Genomic DNA, 17,190 nt, shown 5'->3' with positions numbered 1-17,190 from the left:
AAGCCGGGGAACCCGGGCAGCGGGGGCAGGGTGAAGTCGCCGGCCAAATCGACCAGGGCATTCAGGCCGCCGGTGACAGCAGCGTTGAGCGCGGGCAGTCCACCGGTCAGCACAGCGGAAATGTTGCCGATGAGTCGTCCGCCGGTCGCCGCAAGTTCGGCGAGGTTGGGGAGGATGCCGCTGAAGTTTGCCGACAGATTCAGATTGAGGTTGGCGCCCAGAGCTGCATTCGCGAGTGCGGAAAGCGCTGCATTCGCCTGGCCACTCAAGGCGGCGCCAGATGCCGACAGGCTTGCCCCCAGGCCCTGGAAGGCCGCGCCGGCGCCGATGATGGCCTGACCGGTCTGCGCCAGTCCAGTGCCGAGACCAGAAGCCAACGCGCCACCAGTCTCAAGAGCAAGCCCCGCGCCGAGGCTGGGAAGAGCCGTGAGAGCCCGCAATGCGGTGGCGGCGTTCAGACCCAGAGACCCGGAACCTCCGATCGAGCCGCCGAAGCCACCGAGCGATCCGCTCAGGGCCCCTTGGAAACCAGCGGCGACGTTGTTGAGGCCGATCTCGATGTTGGCCGCAATGTTGTTCAGGTTGAACAGCGCGGAAATATTGAGTGCTTCCGCGGCGGCGTAGGACGTCGCGCCTCGGGTCAGGAGAGTGACGAACTCCTGGTGATACGCCGCCGCTTGAGCGTTGACGGCCTGGTATTCGCTACCGAAGGTGCCAAACAGCCGCGCGATAGCGGTCGATACCTCGTCCGCCGCGGCCGGCGCCAGCTCGGTCGTAGCGAGTACGGCCGACGAACTTACCTCGACTAGTGAAGACCCGATACCGGCCAACTGGTCGGCCGCAGCTTCCACGAACGCAGGTACAGCGATAACAAATGACATGTCCATCTCCCCAGATGACCCAAATAGACAAGCCTTGACTCGACGACGCCCGAACGCCGCTGAGACAACACGTGCCCAATAGGTCCCCAAAGGGGAGGGCGCTTAAACCAGTTATTTCTAAGAGTTTTCGGCCCTGAATCTTAGGGTCTGCGATCGCCGCCGCAGTCCTACCTTTTGGCCGAAAACCGTTGTGCCCGAGAGCATTTGCTCCGATGTGAATGGGGCGAAATCGACACAATGGGACAGTACGCCGCGGCGTGTCGGTTTGACAACGATAACGCCGATCCTCCTCGCATGTGGCAGAACGAAAAATCTGCTCACAACGAATGAATTTGCGAACGACTGCATAAACATGCACAATCGCCGGATGGTCGACGCGATACGGGTAGCGGTTGCCGGAGCCACCGGATACGCGGGCGGCGAGGTCCTGCGCCTGCTGCTCGGACACCCCTCTTACTCGGACGGCCGGCTGGTCATCGGATCAGTGACGGCGGCGTCCAGCGCCGGCAGCACGCTCGGCGAGCATCACCCGCACCTTATTCCGTTGGCTCATCGCGTCGTCGAACCCACCGAGGTTGCCGTCCTGCGCGGTCATGACGTCGTCTTCCTCGGTCTTCCGCACGGGCATTCGGGAGCGCTCGCCGAGCAACTCGGACCCGAAACGCTCGTCATCGACTGCGGTGCGGATTTCCGACTAACCGATTCTCAGGCCTGGGAGCGGTTCTATGGCTCTCCGCATTCCGGGAGCTGGCCTTACGGCCTGCCGGAGCTACCGGGAGCGCGGGAGCGGTTGAAAGGGACCCGCCGTATCGCAGTACCGGGCTGCTATCCGACGGCGGCACTGCTGGCCCTCCTGCCTGCGGTCGCCGACGATCTCATCGAGCCCGCAGTCACCATCGTCGCCATCAGCGGCACTTCGGGGGCGGGGCGCACAGCCAAGGCCGACCTGCTCGGGGCGGAGGTCATCGGATCGGCGCGCGCCTACAGCGTCGGCGGCGTCCACCGGCATACCCCCGAGATCGCACAAGGACTGCGGGCGGTGACCGACCGTAACGTCACAGTGTCGTTTACCCCGGTGCTCATCCCGACTTCACGCGGAATCCTGGCGACGTGCACCGCACGCACCCAAGCGCCGATCTCGCAACTGCGAACGGCATATGAGAAGGCCTATGACGCAGAGCCCTTTGTCCATCTGCTGCCTGACGGGCAGCTGCCCCGCACCGGGTCCGTGATCGGTAGCAACGCCGCACACATCGCCATCGCGGTGGACGAAGACGCCGCGACGTTCGTGGCGATCGCCGCGATCGACAACCTCGTCAAAGGCACCGGTGGGGCCGCCGTACAGTCGATGAACCTGGCGCTGGGTTGGCCGGAGGGCGAGGGGCTTTCGATCGTCGGGGTGGCACCGTGACCGATACCGTCGACTCCACGAGGCTGGTGCGGGCGCAAGGGGTGACGGCTCCAGCCGGCTTCCGCGCCGCCGGAATCGCGGCCGGCATCAAGGCATCCGGTGCGCCCGACCTGGCGCTGGTCTTCAACGAGGGTCCCGACTATGCGGCGGCGGGGGTGCTCACCCGCAACAAAGTCAAAGCCGCGCCGGTGCTGTGGACACAACAGGTGCTGACGACCGGGCGACTGCGGGCGGTGATCCTCAATTCCGGTGGCGCCAACGCCTGTACCGGTCCCGGTGGCTTCCAAGACACCCACGCGACCGCTGAAGCAGTGGCAACTGCGTTGTCGGACTGGGGAACCGAGACCGGCGCCGTAGAGGTCGCGGTGTGCTCCACCGGGTTGATCGGCGACCGGCTGCCGATGGATAAGGTACTGGCCGGTGTCCGCGACGTGGTGCACGAGATGCACGGTGGCCTTACCGGCGGCGACGATGCCGCGCACGCCATCATGACCACAGATACCGTGCCCAAACAGGTTGCACTGCACCACAAAGACAACTGGACCGTCGGCGGGATGGCAAAGGGCGCCGGCATGCTGGCGCCGTCCCTGGCCACCATGCTGTGCGTGATCACCACCGACGCCGTGGCCGACGCCCACGCCCTCGGGCAAGCGCTGCGACGCGCCACCATCCGCACATTCGACCGGCTCGACGTCGACGGAACCTGCTCGACCAACGACACCGTGCTGCTGCTCTCGTCGGGAGCCAGTGAAATCGCCCCGGCGGCAGAGGATCTCGAAGACGCGGTGTTGCGGGTCTGTGACGACCTGTGCGCTCAGCTGCAGGCGGACGCCGAGGGTGTCACCAAGCGGGTCCACGTGACCGTGAAAAGTGCTCGCACAGAAGACGATGCGGTGACCGCAGCGCGGGTGATCGCTCGCGACAGCCTGGTCAAGACCGCATTGTTCGGTTCCGACCCGAACTGGGGACGGGTCCTGGCCGCCGTTGGATTGGCCCCGGTCTACCTGGAACCCGATCGGATCACAGTGTCCTTCAACGGTTTCGTCGTCTACCGGGACGGCGTCGGCGCCCCCGGCGCGCGCGACGTCGATCTGACCGGCAGCGACATCGACATCGTGGTGGATCTCGCTGTCGGCGACGGCACCGCCACCATCCGCACCACGGACCTGTCGCACGGATATGTCGAAGAGAATTCGGCCTACAGCTCATGACGGAGACCACCGAATCGCTGTCAACCCAGCTCAAGGCGCAGGTTTTGGCCGAAGCGCTGCCGTGGCTCAAGCAGTTGCACGGCAAGATCGTCGTCGTCAAATACGGTGGCCACGCCATGCTCGACGAATCACTGCGGCGGGCGTTTGCCTCCGACATGGCATTCCTGCGCAACTGTGGCATCCATCCGGTGGTCGTGCACGGCGGAGGGCCGCAGATCAGTGCCATGCTGCGTCGGCTGGGTATCGACGGTGATTTCAAGGGTGGATTCCGTGTCACCACACCGGAAGTGCTCGACGTGGCCCGCATGGTGTTGTTCGGGCAGGTAGGCCGGGAACTGGTCAATCTGATCAATGCGCATGGACCGTACGCGGTCGGCATCACCGGTGAAGATGCTCAGCTGTTCACAGCCGTACGTCGCAGCGTCACCGTCGACGGCGTGGATACAGACATCGGTCTGGTGGGTGACGTCGAGTTGGTGAACACCGCCGCGGTGTTGGATCTCATTGCCGCACGGCGGATTCCGGTGGTCTCGACGTTGGCGCCCGACGTCGATGGCGTGGTGCACAATATCAATGCTGACACGGCGGCAGCGGCGCTGGCCGAAGCGCTGGGAGCCGAAAAGCTGCTGATGCTCACCGATGTCGAAGGTCTGTTCACCAGTTGGCCGGACAGAACTTCGTTGGTCAGCGAGATCGACACGGCCACCTTGGCCCAACTGTTACCCCGTCTGGAGGCGGGCATGATCCCCAAAGTGGAAGCGTGCCTGCGGGCCGTCACCGCCGGTGTGCCCAGCGCACACGTCATCGACGGACGCGTCGAGCACTGTGTGTTGGTGGAGTTGTTCACGAATGCGGGAACCGGCACCAAGGTGGTGTCGGCGTGACGCAAACCGAAGCGGTGCAGCAGCGTTGGCAGGCCGTCATGATGAACAACTACGGCACACCGCCGATGGCGCTGGCTAGTGGTGACGGCGCCGTGCTGACCGACGTGGACGGCAAGACCTACGTCGACCTGCTCGGCGGCATCGCCGTCAACGTGCTCGGGCACCGCCACCCCGCCGTCATCGATGCTGTCACACAACAGATGTCGACATTGGGGCACACCTCCAACCTCTATGCCACCGAACCCGGTATCGCGCTGGCCGAGCAACTGATCGCCCTGCTCGGCGCCGAAGCCCAAGCGCGTGTGTTCTTCTGCAACTCCGGGACCGAAGCCAACGAGGTGGCGTTCAAGTTGACCCGCCTGACCGGACGCACGAAACTCGTTGCCGCACAGGAGGCGTTTCACGGCCGCACGATGGGTTCCCTGGCCCTCACGGGACAGCCCGCCAAGCAGGCGCCATTCCAACCGCTGCCGGGCAACGTCACTCACATCCCATACGGCGACGCCGATGCGTTGGCCGCCGCGGTCGACAACGACACGGCCGCAGTGTTTCTCGAACCGATCATGGGAGAGAGCGGTGTCGTCGTCCCCCCCGGGGGCTACCTGACGGCCGCGCGTGAGATCACCACCCGGCACGGCGCCTTGCTGGTGCTCGACGAGGTGCAGACCGGGATGGGCCGCACGGGAACGTTTTACGCCCATCAGCACGACGGCATCACTCCCGACGTGGTGACATTGGCAAAGGGCCTCGGAGGTGGGCTGCCGATCGGGGCGTGCATCGCGATAGGGCGGGCCGCAGATCTGCTGACTCCCGGATTGCACGGCAGCACCTTCGGCGGCAACCCTGTCTGCACCGCGGCCGCGCTGGCGGTGCTCAAGGTGCTGGCCGCCGACGACTTGGTGCGTGGTGCCGATGTCAAAGGCAAGGCCCTGCGGCACGGCATCGAATCACTGGGCCACCCGTTGATCGACCACGTGCGCGGTAGGGGGTTGCTGCTGGGGATCGTGCTGACCGTCGCGAGCGCCAAAGACGCCGAGGCGGCCGCCCGAAGTGCCGGTTACCTGGTGAACGCGGCCGCGCCCAACGTTATTCGGCTGGCGCCGCCGCTGATCATCACCGAGCAGCAGCTCGACGGCTTCGTCGCCGCGCTGCCGCGCATCCTCGACGCGGCGGGAACACAGACGTGACAAGACATTTCCTGCGTGACGACGACCTGACTGCTGCGGAACAGGCCGAGGTCCTCCAACTTGCCGCTGAGCTGAAGAAGGACCCGTTCACCCGTCGTCCCCTCGAGGGGCCCCGCGGAGTCGCGGTCATCTTCGACAAGAACTCCACCCGGACCCGGTTCTCCTTCGAGATGGGCATCGCGCAACTCGGCGGCCATGCCGTGGTCGTCGACGGACGCAGCACCCAACTGGGCCGCGACGAGTCCTTGGAGGACACCGCACGGGTGCTGTCCCGCTTCGTCGATGCCATCGTGTGGCGGACCTTCGGGCAAGAGCGCCTCGTCGCCATGGCCTCGGCTGCCACGGTGCCCGTCGTCAACGCGCTGTCCGACGTGTTCCATCCCTGTCAGGTGCTGGCCGACCTGCAGACGATCGCCGAGCGCAAAGGAAGCCTCCACGGCTTGAAGTTGACCTACCTCGGCGACGGCAGCAACAACATGGCTCACTCGCTGATGCTCGGTGCGGTGACCGCCGGCATGCACGTCACCATCGCTGCACCGGAAGGGTTTACACCCGATTCCGGCGTAGTCGCCGCCACCGAGCGCCGCGCCCGGGAGACCGGCGCCGAGCTGACCGTGACCGATGACCCGGACTCAGGCGCCGACGGCGCCGACGTCCTGGTGACCGATACCTGGACGTCGATGGGACAGGAAGACGACGGCCTGGATCGCGTCAAGCCGTTCCGGCCGTTCCAGATCAACCAGCGACTGCTCGACCTTGCGCACCCCGAAGCCATTGTGCTGCATTGCCTTCCGGCGCACCGCGGCGACGAGATCACCGATGAAGTGATGGACGGGCCGGCCAGCGCGGTGTGGGACGAGGCCGAAAATCGACTGCATGCGCAGAAGGCGCTGCTGGTCTGGCTGTTGGAGCGGTCACGATGACGAACGGCAACACCAAAGCGTCACCGGAGATCAGCGCCAATCGCGCCGGACGGCAGGCTCGCATCGTGGCGATGCTGTCCACCCGGGAGGTGCACAGTCAAAGCCAACTCGCGGCCCTGCTGGCGGCGGAAGGAATCGAGGTCACCCAGGCCACCCTGTCCCGCGACCTCGAGGAACTGGGCGCGGTCAAGCTGCGCGGCGCCGACGGCGGTGTCGGCGTCTACGTCGTCCCCGAGGACGGCAGCCCGGTACGCGGGGTCGCCGGCGGTACCGGACGGCTTTCCAGGCTGCTCGCCGAGCTGCTGGTGTCCACCGACGCCAGCGCCAACCTCGCGGTGTTGCGCACCCCGCCCGGGGGCGCCCACTACCTGGCCAGCGCGCTCGACCGCGCCGCGTTACCGTACGTGGTCGGCACCATCGCCGGTGATGACACCGTGTTCGTGGCAGCTCGTGAGCCGATGACCGGCGCCGATCTGGCCACCGCTATCGAGAACCTCAGATAAAGGAGATTGGTTCATGTCAGAGCGCGTCATCCTGGCCTATTCCGGCGGCCTGGACACCTCGGTGGCCATCAGCTGGATCGGCAAGGAGACCGGCCGCGAGGTCGTCGCCGTAGCGATCGACCTCGGCCAGGGCGGCGAGGACATGGAGGTCGTCCGCCAACGGGCACTGGACTGCGGCGCCGTCGAAGCCGTCGTCGTCGACGCCCGTGACGAGTTCGCGGACGGCTACTGCCTGCCCACCATCCTCAACAACGCGCTCTACATGGACCGCTATCCGCTGGTGTCGGCCATCAGCCGGCCGTTGATCGTCAAGCATCTGGTCGCCGCGGCACGCGAGCACGGCGGCGGCATCGTCGCGCACGGCTGCACCGGCAAGGGCAATGACCAAGTTCGATTCGAAGTCGGATTCGCTTCGCTGGCACCCGATCTCGAGGTACTGGCCCCGGTCCGCGATTACGCCTGGACCCGCGAGAAGGCCATCGCGTTCGCCGAGGAGAACGCCATCCCGATCAACGTCACCAAACGCTCGCCGTTCTCGATCGACCAGAACGTGTGGGGCCGTGCGGTGGAAACCGGCTTCCTCGAACACCTTTGGAATGCGCCTACCAAAGACGTCTACGACTACACCGAAGATCCGACCGTCAACTGGAACACCCCCGACGAGGTGATCGTCGGCTTCGAACAGGGCGTGCCGGTTTCCATCGACGGCAAGTCGACATCTGTCTTGCAGGCCATCGAGGAACTGAACCGGCGCGCCGGCGCACAGGGTGTCGGGCGCCTCGATGTCGTCGAAGACCGGTTGGTGGGCATCAAGAGTCGCGAGATCTACGAGGCGCCCGGCGCGATGGTGCTGATCACCGCGCACGCCGAACTCGAGCACGTCACCCTCGAGCGCGAGTTGGGCCGGTTCAAACGTCAGACCGACCAGCGCTGGGCCGAACTGGTATACGACGGCCTGTGGTACTCGCCGCTGAAGATCGCATTGGAGAGCTTCGTCGCCAAGACCCAGGAGCACGTCACCGGCGAGATTCGGCTGGTCCTGCACGGCGGTCACATCGCCGTCAACGGGCGGCGCAGTGCGGAGTCGCTCTACGACTTCAACCTGGCCACCTACGACGAGGGCGACACCTTCGACCAGTCCATGTCGAAGGGCTTCGTCTACGTGCACGGGTTGTCATCGAAGCTGTCCGCCCGCCGGGACCTGCGGTGACCGTCGTCTGGCGAGCAGACGCAAAAGCCCCCGACACGCCGGGCGCAAAGGGGCTTTTGCGTCTGCTCGGCACAAAAAAGTGAGCACCAACGAGGGGTCGTTGTGGGGTGGCCGGTTCGCCGGCGGGCCCTCCGACGCGTTGGCCGCGCTGAGCAAATCGACCCATTTCGACTGGGTGCTGGCACCGTACGACATCATCGCTTCGCGCGCCCACACCGTGGTGCTCTACCGGGCCGGCCTGCTCACCGAAGAACAGCGCGACGGCTTGCTGGCGGGACTGGACAGCCTGGCCGAGGACGTCGCCGACGGTAGCTTCGGTCCACTGGTCTCCGACGAAGACGTGCACGCCGCGCTGGAACGCGGACTCATCGACCGCGTCGGGGCGGATCTCGGTGGCCGCTTGCGGGCCGGGCGGTCGCGTAACGACCAGGTGGCGACCCTGTTCCGGATGTGGCTGCGCGACGCGGTACGGCGGGTCGCTGACGGCGTGCTCGACGTCGTCGCCGCGCTGGCAGACCAGGCCGCCGCCCACCCGACGGACATCATGCCGGGCAAGACGCACCTGCAGTCGGCCCAGCCGATCCTGCTGGCGCATCATCTGCTCGCCCACGCGCAGCCGTTGCTGCGCGATGTGGACCGCATCGTCGACTTCGACAAGCGGGCGGCGATCTCGCCCTACGGCTCGGGCGCGCTGGCCGGCTCGTCGCTGGGCCTGGATCCCGACGCCATCGCCGCCGACCTTGGCTTCACCGCCGCCGCCGACAACTCGGTCGACGCCACCGCCGCCCGGGACTTCGCGGCCGAGGCGGCGTTCGTCTTCGCAATGATCGCCGTCGATCTGTCCCGGCTGGCCGAGGACATCATCTTGTGGAGTTCGACGGAGTTCGGCTACGTCAGCTTGCACGACTCGTGGTCCACCGGCAGCTCGATCATGCCCCAGAAAAAGAACCCCGACATCGCCGAACTGGCCCGGGGCAAGTCCGGGCGGCTGATCGGCAACCTGGCCGGGCTGCTGGCCACGCTCAAAGCCCAGCCATTGGCCTACAACCGCGACCTGCAGGAGGACAAGGAGCCGGTGTTCGACTCGGTGCTGCAGCTGGAGTTGCTGCTGCCGGCGATGGCCGGGCTGGTGGGCAGCCTGACCTTCCATGTCGAGCGGATGGCCGCACTAGCGCCGGCCGGTTACACACTCGCCACAGATATCGCTGAATGGCTTGTGCGACAAGGTGTTCCGTTCCGGTCTGCGCACGAGGCGGCCGGCGCGGCGGTGCGTACCGCCGAACAGCGCGGTGTCGGGCTGCAAGAGCTCACCGACGACGAGCTGGCCGCGATCAGCACCGACTTGACGCCGCAGGTCCGCGACGTGCTGACCATCGAGGGTTCGGTCATGTCACGTGATCGCCGGGGCGGCACCGCGCCTAATCAGGTTGCCCAGCAACTCACCGCGTTGCGCTCGGCGGCCGACGGGCTGCGGGGGCAGCTGCAGCGCTGAGTGTCGTCCTGCTTCTTTGCCGGTCCGATTAGGGCGGACTAAACTTTGACCTTTGCGCGATCCGATTGACCGATCTTGGTGAACAATGTGGCCTTGATGTTCGTATCAAAGGGGTGGGACCAATGAGCGTCATCGCAGGTGTCTTCGGCGCCTTGCCACCGTATCGCTACTCGCAGCACGAACTGACCGACACCTTTGTCAACATTCCCGATTTCGAGGGTTATGAAGACATCGTCCGGCAATTGCACGCCAGCGCGAAAGTGAACAGCCGCCACCTCGTGCTCCCGCTGGAGAAGTACCCGAAACTCAACGACTTCGGCGAGGCCAACGGGATTTTCATCGAGAAGGCCGTGGATCTGGGCGTCGAGGCGCTGATGGGTGCGCTCGACGAGGCGGGGCTGGCGCCCGAGGATCTCGACGTGCTCATCACCACCACGGTGACCGGACTCGCCGTGCCTTCGCTGGACGCCCGGATCGCCGGACGGGTCGGGCTGCGTCCCGACGTGCGCCGCGTGCCGCTGTTCGGGCTGGGTTGTGTGGCCGGCGCGGCGGGGGTGGCCCGGTTGCACGACTACCTGCGGGGCGCTCCCGACGGCGTCGCAGCACTGGTCGCGGTCGAACTGTGCTCGCTGACCTTCCCCGGGTACAAGCCGTCGGTAGCCGGACTGGTAGGTAGCGCACTGTTTGCTGACGGCGCGGCAGCGGTGGTCGGCGTCGGGGATCGCCGCGCCGAACAGCTCGCGGCGGCCGGCCCATCCATCCTCGACTCGCGCAGCCATCTCTATCCCGACTCGTTGCGTACCATGGGTTACGACGTCGGCTCGGCCGGGTTCGAGTTGGTCTTGTCCAAGGACCTGGCCGCGGTCGTCAAGCAGTATCTGGGCACCGACGTCACCGCGTTCCTGGGCGAGCATGGCCTGAACGTCGCCGATGTCGGTGCCTGGGTGACCCACCCGGGCGGACCCAAGATCATCGAGGCGATCACCGAGACCCTTGATCTGCCAACGGAAGCGCTGGAATTGACCTGGCGCTCGCTGGGGGAGATCGGCAACCTGTCGTCGGCGTCGGTATTGCATGTGCTGCGTGACACCATCGCCAAACCGCCGCCCAGCGGAAGTCCGGGCCTGATGATCGCGATGGGGCCCGGGTTCTGTTCCGAACTGGTGCTGTTGCGCTGGCACTGAATACTTTTCGTGTGGCATGACCAGCACCCAAGACGAGCTTATCCAGGCCCTGCGGAGATCTCTCAAAGAAAACGAGCGCCTCAAGCGGGAAAGCCGCGCCTATTTGGCGCAAAGCACTGAACCAATTGCGTTGGTGGGCATGGGTTGCCGGTATCCCGGCGGGGTGGATTCGCCCGAGGCGCTGTGGCAGATGGTGGCCGACGGCCGCGACGTGGTCTCGGAGTTTCCGACGGATCGCGGCTGGGACCGCGCGTCGCTGTTCGATCCTGATCCCGACGCGGTCGGTAAGTCCTACACCCGTGCCGGGGGTTTCCTCGGCGACGTCGCCGGATTCGACGCCGAGTTCTTCGGTATCGCGCCCAGCGAGGTGCTCGCGATGGATCCACAGCAGCGGCTGCTGTTGGAAGTGTCCTGGGAAGCGTTGGAGCGAGCCGGAATCGACCCGCTCACGTTGCGAGGCTCGCCGACCGGCGTGTTCGTCGGCATCTTCCATGGTTCCTACGGCGGCCAGGGCCGGGTGCCCGGCGACCTGGAACGCTATGGGCTACGTGGTTCGACGCTGAGCGTGGCGTCGGGCCGGGTGGCGTATGTGCTGGGTCTGGAAGGGCCCGCAGTGTCGACCGACACCGCGTGCTCGTCGTCGCTGGTGGCGCTGCACCTGGCCGTGCAGTCGCTGCGGTCGCGGGAGTGCGACCTGGCCCTGGTGGGTGGGGTGACGGTGATGGCCACGCCCGCGATGTTCGTCGAATTCAGCCGGCAGCGGGCACTTTCGGTTGACGGCCGGTGCAAGGCGTACGCCGCCGCCGCTGACGGCACGGCTTTCGCCGAGGGTGCCGGTGCGCTGGTCGTGGAACGGTTGGCAGATGCGCAGCGGTTGGGTCATCAGGTCCTGGCGCTGGTGCGGGGTTCCGCGGTCAACCAGGACGGCGCGTCCAATGGTCTGGCAACCCCCAACGGTCCGTCCCAGCAGCGGGTGATCCGCGCGGCATTGGCGAGCGCGCGGTTGGGCGCCGCCGGCGTCGACGTGGTCGAAGGGCACGGGACGGGAACCACTCTGGGGGATCCCATTGAGGCACAAGCGATCCTGGCGACATACGGTCAGGGGCGCACCGAGCCGCTGCGGCTCGGCTCGATCAAGTCCAACATGGGGCACACGTCGGCCGCGGCCGGCGTGGCCGGGGTGATGAAGATGACGTTGGCGATGCGGCACGGCGTCATGCCCAAGACATTGCATGTGGATGCGCCCACGCCGCAGGTGGATTGGTCTGCCGGTGCGGTGTCGCTGTTGACCGAGGCGCGGGCGTGGCCACGCTCTGGACGGCCACGTCGTGCTGCGGTGTCGTCGTTCGGGATCAGCGGGACCAACGCGCACGTGATTCTGGAGGAGGCGCCTGCGGTCGAAAGGGCTGTGCGCGAAGGGGTTGACGGTGCAGCGCCGTGGGTGGTGTCGGCGCGCTCGCCCGCCGCGCTGCGCAACCAGGTGCGACGGTTGTCGGCCTGGGTCAGCGCCGACGACGCCCTGAGTGCGCCCGATGTCGGCTTGTCGCTGGTTGGCACACGGGCAATGTTCGAACATCGCGCGGTCCTGGTGGGCGCCGATCGTCAGCAGTTGCTGGCCGAACTCGCGGGATTGGCTGCCGGCGAGCAGGGTTCCGGCACGGTGGTCGGCCGGGCACGCACGCTGATGGGCAAGACGGTGTTCGTGTTCCCCGGGCAAGGCTCGCAGTGGGCTGGCATGGGCGCCGAATTGCTGGGTAGTGCACCGGTTTTCGCCGAGCAGATGCAGCGTTGTGACGAGGCGCTGCGCGTACATGTCGACTGGTCGGTGATCGACGTTCTCCGTTGCGCCCCCGACGCCCCGAGTCTGGACCGGGTGGACGTGGTACAGCCGGCGCTGTGGGCGGTGATGGTGTCCTTGGCTGAGTTGTGGCGTTCGATGGGCGTCACACCCGATGCGGTGATCGGACATTCGCAGGGTGAGATCGCGGCTGCCTACGTGGCCGGGGCGCTGTCGTTGCAGGATGCGGCGCGTGTGGTGGCGCGGCGCAGTCGGCTGCTGACACAGCTGTCGGGGGCGGGCGGCATGGCTTCGCTGGCCGTCGGTCCGTCCGAAGCCGAGAGGTTGGTGGCACCGTGGGGCGGGCGCTTGAGTATCGCTGCCGTGAACGGTGTTTCGGCGGTGGCCGTGTCCGGCGAAGTGGACGCCGTGGCCGAATTGGTGCGGCAATGTGACGCCGACGGCCTGCGCGCCCGCCGGATCGACGTCGACTACGCCTCCCACAGCGCCCACATCGATGCGATCCGCACCCCGCTCCTCGAGGCGCTCACAGGTATCGAGCCGCAATCGTCCTCCGTGACGTTCTTCTCCACGCTGACCGGGCACGTCATCGACACCGCCGAACTCACCCCGGACTACTGGTACGAAAGCCTGCGGCGCACAGTGCAATTCGAAAGCGCGGTGAGCGCGGCATCGGAAATGGGCTACCAGGTGTTCATTGAATCCAGCCCGCACCCGGTGCTGACCGCGGCCGTCGAAGACACGCTGGCCGTGCGCAATCCCGCCGCCCAACCGGTAATCGTACCCACTTTGGGTCGCGACGACGGCGGACTGCGACGGTTCTGGCTCTCGGCGGCCCAGGCCCACGTGGCCGGCGTGACCGTGGATTGGCGGCCTGCGTTCCCCGGCGCCGAGCAAGTGGCGTTGCCGACGTATGGCTTTGCGCGGCGGCGGTTTTGGCTTGCCGAGTCGACGGCCCGGGATATACGCCGGGACGGGTTGCAGGGCGCCGAGCACGCGCTGCTCGGCGCGGTCGTGGAGCGGCCCGACTCCGGCGGCGTGGTGTTGACGGGCCAATTGTCCGCGGCCGCACAGCCCTGGCTCACCGACCACGCGGTCAACGGCACCGTGCTGTTTCCGGGTGCCGGATTCGTCGAACTCGCTATCCGGGCGGGAGATCAAGTCGGACTCCCGGTGCTCGACGAGCTGACCCTGTCGACCCCGCTGCCGTTGCCTGACGACGCCGCGGTGCGGATCCAGGTAGTGGTCGGTGCCTCAGACGATTCTGCTCGACGCACGATCTCGATCTATTCGGCCGCCGCTCAACCGGATTCGGGATGGGTTCTGCATGCCCAAGGGATGCTGAGCGGAGGTGAGCTGACTCCGCAGACCCACGTGTCGTCGTGCCCCCCGCCGAACGCCGAGCCGATCGAGTTGGCCGACGCCTACGCTCGGCTGGCCGCGCGGGGATACGACTATGGGCCGGCGTTTCAGGGTCTGCAGGCGGTGTGGCAGTCCGGCGGCGACCTCTATGCCGAAGTCGTGCTGGCCGAAGACGCCGGTCTGACCGCAACGGGTTTCGGTATGCATCCTGCGCTGCTGGACGGCGCGCTACACGCTTTGGGTGTTTGCGGTCCGCAGACCGACACGGTGTTGCCGTTCGCCTGGCAGGGTGTGTCGTTGCATGCCGCGGGCGCCACCCGGTTGCGGGTCCGGATCAGCCCCGCCGGCACCCACGCGGTCCGGGTGGAGCTGGCCGACCCGACCGGGTTGCCCGTACTGACCGTGCGCAGCCTCACTTTCCGTCCCGTCTCCGCGCAGTCGTCGGTTGTGCGTGACGACGCCGGACTGTTCGAGGTCGCTTGGTCGCCGGTCGCGCTTGCCGACGGCGACGACACTCCGGTCACGGTGTGGCAGCCGCCATCTGGGGATGCCGAGGACCCGTCGGCGGTTTATTCCGCTACTCACGCGGCCCTGGCGACGCTGCAGAACTGGTTGGCCGGTGACGAGCCAGGGTTGCTGGTCGTGCTGACGCGCGGTGCGGTGGCGTTGGACGACGAGGCCGTCTCGGATCTGCCCGGCGCGGCGGTGTGGGGATTGGTGCGTTCGGCCCAGGCCGAACACCCGGGCCGGGTGCTGCTCCTTGATTCCGACGGATCCGTCGATGTCGGCAAGGTAATCGGTTGCGGGGAGACGCAACTGATCGTGCGGAGTGGGGTGGCCTATCGGGCCCGGCTCAAGCCCCTGAGTCCGAGACTCACACTGCCCGAGGCCGATGACGGATGGCGTCTGGTCACCGACGGTTCGGGGACGCTGGAGGGCGTCCAGGTAGGTTCCTGTGCGCGATCCGCCCTCGCGGCCGGACAGCTGCGCGTCGCGGTGGCCGCGGTAGGGGTGAACTTCCGAGATGTGTTGGTGGCGTTGGGGATGTACCCGGGCGCCGGCGAGTTGGGCGTCGAGGGCGCCGGGGTCGTCGTCGAAGTGGGGCCGGGGGTTTCCGATGTCGCCGTCGGCGACGCCGTGATGGGACTGTTGGGAGTGGTCGGACCCGAAGCGGTGGTCGATCGCCGGCTGGTTACAGCGGTGCCGGCGGGCTGGTCGCTGGAGTCGGCCGCGGGTGTGCCCGTGGTGTTCCTGACCGCCTGGTACGGACTGAAGGTGTTGGGTGCAGCTCGAGTCGGCGAGCGGGTGTTGATACACGCCGCCACCGGAGGTGTCGGCATGGCGGCGGTGCAGCTGGCCCGGCATTGGGGGCTGGAGGTGTTCGCCACCGCGAGCCGCGGCAAATGGGACACGCTGCGCGCGATGGGTTTTGACGACGACCACATCGGCGATTCCCGAAGCCTGGACTTCGAGCACAAGTTCCGGGTCACCGCAGGCGGCGCCGGCGTCGATCTGGTGGTGAACTCCCTGACCGGTGAATTCGTCGACGCCTCGCTGCGACTGTTGGCGCCGGGCGGACGATTCATCGAGATGGGCAAGACCGACCTCCGCGACGCGAACGCACTCATCGGGCACGGAATCGGGTACCGGGCATTCGACTTGATCGAGGCGGGACCCGATCACACCGCACAGATGCTCAGCGAGCTGACCGGCTTGTTCCGGACCGGCAGCCTGGCGCCGTTGCCGGTCAAGACGTTCGACGTGCGCTCTGTGCGGCAGGCGTATCGGTTCGTCAGCCAGGCCCGTCATACCGGCAAGGTGGTGTTGACTCTTCCGGGCACCACCGCCGACGCGATCTCGACCGGCACCGTCCTGATCACCGGCGGTACCGGGATGGCCGGTGCTGCGCTGGCCCGACACTTGGTGTCCCACTACCGGGTCCCGCATGTGCTGCTCGTCAGCCGCTCCGGCGCGCAAGGCACTTCGGAGTTGGTGCGTGAGCTGGAGGCGGGTGCGGCGCGGGTGTCGGTGGTCGCCGCTGACGTGGCCGATCGCGACGCCGTTGCCGCGCTGCTGGGGCAGATACCGGAGGAGTTTCCACTCCGGGCAGTCATCCATGCCGCCGGAATCCTCGACGACGGGTTGATCGCATCGTTGACGCCGGAGCGGGTGGACGCGGTGCTGCGCGCCAAAGTCGACGGAGCATGGAACCTGCACAACTTGACCCGTGATCTCGAACCGGCTGTCTTCGTGGTGTTTTCCTCGATGGCCGGCTTGCTGGGCACCCCCGGCCAGGGCAATTACGCGGCGGCCAACAGCTTCCTCGACGCGTTGGTGGCACACCGGCGCACCCAGGGATTGCCTGGCCTGTCCCTGGCGTGGGGACTGTGGGAGCAGGCCAGCGCGATGACGCGGCATCTCGACGATCGCGACAAGGCCCGGATGGGTCGGGTGGGATTGGCGACGCTGTCCACTCGGCAGGCACTCGACTTGTTCGATGCCGCGATCGCCGCAGACCCGGGAGTGGTGGCGGCCACCCGCCTCGATGCCGCCGCACTGGCCGATGATGCCCCGCCGCTGCTGCAAGAACTGATGCGCCGCCCCATTCGACGGATCGTCGATACCGGCCAAACCGATTCTCCGGCAACAGGCTTGGCTACGCGACTACGTCGCCTCGACGCCGAGCAGCGCTATCGCGAACTGGTCGACGTGGTGTGCAGCAACGCCGCCACCGTCCTGGGCCGTTCGAGTACCGCTGACATCAACGCTCAGCGCGCATTTCAGGAGCTGGGGTTCGACTCGCTCACCGCCGTCGAATTGCGCAACCGGCTCAAAACTGCTACCGGACTTACTCTTTCGCCCACCCTGATCTTCGACTATCCGAGTCCCAGCGCCCTGGCCGAGCACCTCGGCGTCCGGCTGGCGACCCCGACTGAACAGGCCGACCCACTGGCGCGCTTCCACGACATCACCCGTGAACTGGACGCTCTGGTGGACCGGGCGGACTGGACCCCGCAGGAAAGAACCCAGCTGTCCCACCGACTGCAGGCCATCCTGGCCAACTTGACCACCGACGACGACCTGGCCGCCGCCAGCGATGACGAACTGTTCGCCATCCTCGACGAAGAACTCGGGTCCTAGAGC

The 17,190-nt window shown here is 66.8% G+C and carries 11 protein-coding genes; 10 read left to right on the top strand and 1 reads right to left on the bottom strand.

All coding sequences use genetic code 11. The features are described from left to right. Positions 1-887: PE family protein (locus AC5Y47_RS05685; protein WP_499942847.1), on the bottom strand; the 887-nt coding region annotated here is incomplete at its 3' end. 361 nt (positions 888-1,248) lie between these two features. Here AC5Y47_RS05685 and argC point away from each other — a divergent pair. The 10 genes from argC to AC5Y47_RS05635 all read left to right on the top strand — a co-directional run bounded on the left by argC (position 1,249) and on the right by AC5Y47_RS05635 (position 17,187). Beyond that, on the top strand, positions 1,249-2,292 hold the full coding sequence (gene argC / locus AC5Y47_RS05680) for an N-acetyl-gamma-glutamyl-phosphate reductase (protein ID WP_499942843.1): 1,044 nt from the start codon (positions 1,249-1,251) through the stop codon (positions 2,290-2,292). Continuing rightward, on the top strand, positions 2,289-3,503 hold the full coding sequence (gene argJ, locus AC5Y47_RS05675) for a bifunctional glutamate N-acetyltransferase/amino-acid acetyltransferase ArgJ (protein WP_499942841.1): 1,215 nt from the start codon (positions 2,289-2,291) through the stop codon (positions 3,501-3,503). The genes argC and argJ overlap by 4 nt, the downstream gene beginning before the upstream one ends. Continuing rightward, positions 3,500-4,387: an acetylglutamate kinase gene (gene argB / locus AC5Y47_RS05670; RefSeq protein WP_499942839.1), complete on the top strand. Its 888-nt coding sequence runs from the start codon at positions 3,500-3,502 to the stop codon at positions 4,385-4,387. Before argJ ends, argB begins: the two co-directional genes overlap by 4 nt. Beyond that, positions 4,384-5,574, top strand: coding sequence for an acetylornithine transaminase (locus AC5Y47_RS05665; protein ID WP_499942836.1), 1,191 nt, complete (start codon positions 4,384-4,386; stop codon positions 5,572-5,574). The genes argB and AC5Y47_RS05665 overlap by 4 nt, the downstream gene beginning before the upstream one ends. Further along, entirely contained in the window at positions 5,571-6,497 is a 927-nt protein-coding gene (gene argF / locus AC5Y47_RS05660; protein WP_499942833.1) for an ornithine carbamoyltransferase, read from the top strand. Before AC5Y47_RS05665 ends, argF begins: the two co-directional genes overlap by 4 nt. Further along, positions 6,494-7,000, top strand: coding sequence for an arginine repressor (locus AC5Y47_RS05655; RefSeq protein WP_499942831.1), 507 nt, complete (start codon positions 6,494-6,496; stop codon positions 6,998-7,000). The genes argF and AC5Y47_RS05655 overlap by 4 nt, the downstream gene beginning before the upstream one ends. 13 nt (positions 7,001-7,013) lie before the next feature. After that, positions 7,014-8,210, top strand: coding sequence for an argininosuccinate synthase (locus AC5Y47_RS05650; RefSeq protein ID WP_499942829.1), 1,197 nt, complete (start codon positions 7,014-7,016; stop codon positions 8,208-8,210). Between the two features lie 79 nt (positions 8,211-8,289). Continuing rightward, entirely contained in the window at positions 8,290-9,702 is a 1,413-nt protein-coding gene (argH, locus tag AC5Y47_RS05645) for an argininosuccinate lyase (protein ID WP_499942827.1), read from the top strand. 122 nt (positions 9,703-9,824) lie between these two features. Then, a complete protein-coding gene (locus AC5Y47_RS05640) occupies positions 9,825-10,886 on the top strand; it encodes a type III polyketide synthase (protein ID WP_499942825.1) in 1,062 nt (353 codons plus the stop codon). 16 nt (positions 10,887-10,902) lie between these two features. Continuing rightward, on the top strand, positions 10,903-17,187 hold the full coding sequence (locus AC5Y47_RS05635) for an SDR family NAD(P)-dependent oxidoreductase (RefSeq protein WP_499942821.1): 6,285 nt from the start codon (positions 10,903-10,905) through the stop codon (positions 17,185-17,187). The last annotated feature ends 3 nt before the right edge of the window (positions 17,188-17,190 follow it).

The organism is Mycobacterium sp. NGS22 (assembly GCF_059813095.1).
This window is presented reverse-complemented; position numbering and strand designations above follow the sequence as displayed.